Annotated in this window: 6 protein-coding genes; 1 reads left to right on the top strand and 5 read right to left on the bottom strand. The window is 70.4% G+C overall.

The genetic code is table 11. The annotated features are described in order from the left end of the window. From APR04_RS30155 to APR04_RS30140, 4 genes are all read right to left on the bottom strand, one after another. The coding region (locus APR04_RS30155; RefSeq protein WP_253878319.1) for a YnfA family protein at window positions 1-251 on the bottom strand (251 nt) is incomplete at its 3' end. Between the two features lie 41 nt (window positions 252-292). Next, window positions 293-733 (bottom strand): MerR family transcriptional regulator, encoded by a 441-nt coding sequence (locus APR04_RS30150; protein WP_253878317.1) that lies wholly within the window; start codon window positions 731-733, stop codon window positions 293-295. Beyond that, window positions 730-1,077: a hypothetical protein gene (locus APR04_RS30145; protein WP_253878315.1), complete on the bottom strand. Its 348-nt coding sequence runs from the start codon at window positions 1,075-1,077 to the stop codon at window positions 730-732. Before APR04_RS30145 ends, APR04_RS30150 begins: the two co-directional genes overlap by 4 nt. Window positions 1,078-1,193: 116 nt before the next feature. After that, window positions 1,194-1,586, bottom strand: coding sequence for an ArsR/SmtB family transcription factor (locus tag APR04_RS30140; protein ID WP_253878313.1), 393 nt, complete (start codon window positions 1,584-1,586; stop codon window positions 1,194-1,196). Between the two features lie 84 nt (window positions 1,587-1,670). On the opposite strand from APR04_RS30140, the gene APR04_RS30135 reads away from it, so the two are divergent. Continuing rightward, a complete protein-coding gene (locus tag APR04_RS30135) occupies window positions 1,671-3,182 on the top strand; it encodes an FAD-dependent oxidoreductase (protein ID WP_253878311.1) in 1,512 nt (503 codons plus the stop codon). 72 nt (window positions 3,183-3,254) lie between these two features. Here APR04_RS30135 and APR04_RS30130 read toward each other — a convergent pair. Then, a partial coding sequence (locus APR04_RS30130; RefSeq protein WP_253878309.1) for a rhodanese-like domain-containing protein occupies window positions 3,255-3,546 on the bottom strand: 292 nt, incomplete at its 5' end.

Genomic DNA, 3,546 nt, shown 5'->3' with positions numbered 1-3,546 from the left:
AAGCCGTCCATCACCATGCCCCACGCCAGGGATCCGGCGACGAAGATCCCGCCGTAGGCGGCCAGGATGCGGCCGAAGTTGGCGTCGGGCTGGAGCGTGGCAACGAAGCCGTAGATACCGAGCGCGATGACTCCGGCTCCGATCCAGATCCAGCCGCGGTGCTCCCGGACACCTTGCCAGACCAGCCAGGCGCCGCCGATCTCGGCGATGGCGGCCACGATGAAGAGGGCGATCGAACGCAGATTGTCCACAGACAAGAGCGTGTCACGCACCCGCGCCGAGCAGGTGGCGCTCACGCATTGCCGCTCCTCTCGTCGGTCGTCAGCTCGGCGAACGGGATGGGGCAGCAGTCGGTCGTCGCGCAGAGTGTGATGTCGTCGCATCCTGCGTCGACGGCGGCCTGGAGGTTGGCCTTGATGATCTCCAGGTCGTGGATGCGCTGGTCGACCTCTTCGATCTTGCGCCGCGCCTGAGCCTGAAGGCTCGGGTCGACGACGCGTCCGTGGTGGTGTCCGCCGGTCAGCAGGTCGGCAACCTCGTCGAGGGTGAACCCCAGGCGTTGCGCGGTCTTGATGACTCGCAGCGCGGTCACTGCCTTTGCGGGGTACAGACGATGTCCACCGTTGGTGCGCTCGGGTTCGTCCAGCAGTCCCCGGCGTTCGTAATAGCGCAGCGTCTGCTGATTGACGCCGGCCGCCTGTGCGACCTGTCCGGAACGGAGAAGGGCGGTCATCCTGCGTCACCGGCTGCTACAAGCCGCGCCCGCTCGACCAGGGCGGTCAGAACGTCCGCGTGCGCGGGCGGCACGTTGACGGCCAGCCGGACGGAGTTGTTGTCGTCGGTCAGCTCGAACTCGAAGAACGAGCAGCACTGGGACTCCCGAGCAGTCAGGTCAGCGAGCGTTGCGCTCACGTCGTCACCACCGGTGAAGTGCAGGGCCGCGCCGGTGGCCGACTGCTCCGTCACCTCGACCAGGTGATCGGCAAAGACGGCGTCGAACTCCGCCAGCCGTAGCGGGCGCTCGACCGTGGGAAGGATGCACGCCTGGACATCGACCCAGGCCAACTCGACAGACATCGCATGCTCCTGATCTACGGGGGCCGTTCACCCCGCGCAATTCCACGCTAAGCCTGTACCTGGGTACCGGATGCAACCCCCAACTTCTGGTCGCGTCACCGCATCGAAGCTGTCCCTCAGGACGTCGGCTCGGTGGCCGTCACGTCGGTGAGCAGCACCCCGAGCCGGTTCAGCGCACCCGGCACCACCGAGTAGTAGCCCCACTTCCCGCGCTGCTCACGAGTCAGCAGACCGGCCTCGACGAGCAGCTTGAGGTGGTGGCTCACGGTGGGCTGGGACAGGCCGACCGGTTCGGTGAGGTCGCACACGCACGCCTCGCCGCCGTCGTGCGCGGCGACGATCGAGAGCAGCCGCACGCGGGTGGGGTCGCTCAGCGCCTTGAACACATGGGCGATCTCGATGGCGGTCTGCGGATCGGCCGCCTCGCGGACCAGCGGTGCACAGCAGGCACCGGACGCTGACACCGGGATGGTGCGCGGCGGGTCGGCCAGGGCGAGAGTCGTGGTCATGGACTCCATCTTGCCACGCATCGAAGAGTATGGATATGTTGCTCCCGTTGATCCATCGAAGACCTTCGATCTGAGGAGTCGGTCATGACCGAGACGTCCCGCGAGAACCTGCCCGTCGTCGTCATCGGCGCGGGGCCGGTCGGCCTTGCCGCCGCGGCACACCTGCTGGAACGCGGCCTCGAGCCCCTGGTGCTGGAAGCCGGGAGCGGTCCGGCCGCCGCCGTCGCCTCGTGGGGACACGTCCGCCTGTTCTCCCCGTGGCAGTACGACATCGACGCCGCCGCCCGCCGTCTGCTGGCCGGGACCGGCTGGACCGAGCCGAACCCGGACGCGCTGCCCACCGGCAGCGACCTGGTCGAGAACTACCTTGCCCCGCTGGCCGCAGTCCTGGGCGACCACGTCCGCTACGGCGCGCGAGTCTCCGACGTCGCCAGGGACGGGGCCGACCGGTCCCGCTCTCTCGGCCGCGAGCGTCGGCCGTACCTGGTGCGGTACACCGCCGGGGGAGAGGTCCACGAGACCCGCGCCAGCGCGGTGATCGACGCCTCGGGTACCTACGGCACGCCCAACCCGCTCGGACTGTCGGGCCTGCCCGCGATCGGCGAGGAGCACGCCGCCGAGCACCTGACCGGCGCCCTGCCGAACGTGCTGGGCTCCGACCGCGAGCGGTTCGCCGGCCGGGCGACACTCGTGGTCGGCATGGGCCATTCCGCTGCGAACACCCTGCTCAGCCTGGTCGAGCTGGCCAAGGACGAGCCGACCACGCGCATCGTCTGGGCCATCCGCGGGGGGTCGGCACGCCGCCTGTACGGCGGCGGTAGCGACGACGAGCTGCCCGCCCGCGGCCTGCTCGGCACACGCCTGCGCGACGCCGTCGAGGCCGGGCGCGTCGAGCTGCTGACCCGCGTCGCGATCGAACGGCTGGAGCCCGACGCTTCTGGCACCGTGCGTGTGCTGGGCACGGCACGCAAGGACGGCACCGACGGCGTGCTCGACCTGGCCGTCGACACGATCGTCAACGCGACCGGCTTCCGGCCCGACCTGAACATGCTGCGCGAGGTCCGTCTCGATCTGGACCCCGTCGTCGAGGCGCCGCGCCAGATCGCCTCCCTCATCGACCCCAACCACCACTCGTGCGGCACCGTGCCCGCGCACGGCGAGACCGAGCTGACCCACCCGGACGACGGGTTCTACCTGGTCGGCATGAAGTCCTACGGCCGGGCGCCCACGTTCCTGCTGGCCACCGGCTACGAGCAGGTGCGATCCGTGGTCGCGGCCCTCGCCGGGGACCGGGCAGCGGCCGACGCCGTCGAGCTGAACCTGCCCCAGACCGGCGTCTGCTCCTCGGACCTGGCGTTCGCCGCCGACGCGGACGGTGTGGTCTCCGCCGAGGCTCTGGCCGGGGCGACCAGCGGCGGATGCTGCGCGGCGCCGCCGGGCCCGCAGACGGTCACGCTCGGACTGGGCGCACCCGCCGAGGCGGCGTCCGGCTGCGGTAGCACGGCCGAGTCGGCCTCTGGATGCGGCAGCGCGCCCGAGCCGGTCAAGGTCGGCTTCACGACCGGGATCGAGCACGGCCGCTCCGGCGACGAGTGACCGAACGCTTCCGCGAAGTAGAGCGCCTGTCCGAGTCTCCCCGGTGCCGCCAGGGAGACTCGGACAGGCGCTCTACTTCGCGGAAGGGTGCTGGGTCGAGGCCCAGGCCTGGTAGTTCTTGTTGCCGCCGGACAGGTTATAGACCTGCTCGAAGCCGAGGTTGCGCAGCACGTTCTGTCCCGCGTTGCCGGTGACGCCCTTGTTGCAGTACGTCACGGTCAGCGCGGCCGGGTCCAGCTCACCGGCCCGGGCGCGCAGCTCGGCCAGCGGGATGTGCAGCGAGTCCTCCACGAAGCCCTTGGCCCGGTCCTTCGCCGAGCGGACGTCGACGACCTGGACCTTCTCGCCGTCGGCCCGGTGCCGG

The sequence above is a fragment of the Promicromonospora umidemergens genome, assembly GCF_024171995.1.
GTDB classification, from domain to species: domain Bacteria; phylum Actinomycetota; class Actinomycetes; order Actinomycetales; family Cellulomonadaceae; genus Promicromonospora; species Promicromonospora umidemergens.
This window is presented reverse-complemented; position numbering and strand designations above follow the sequence as displayed.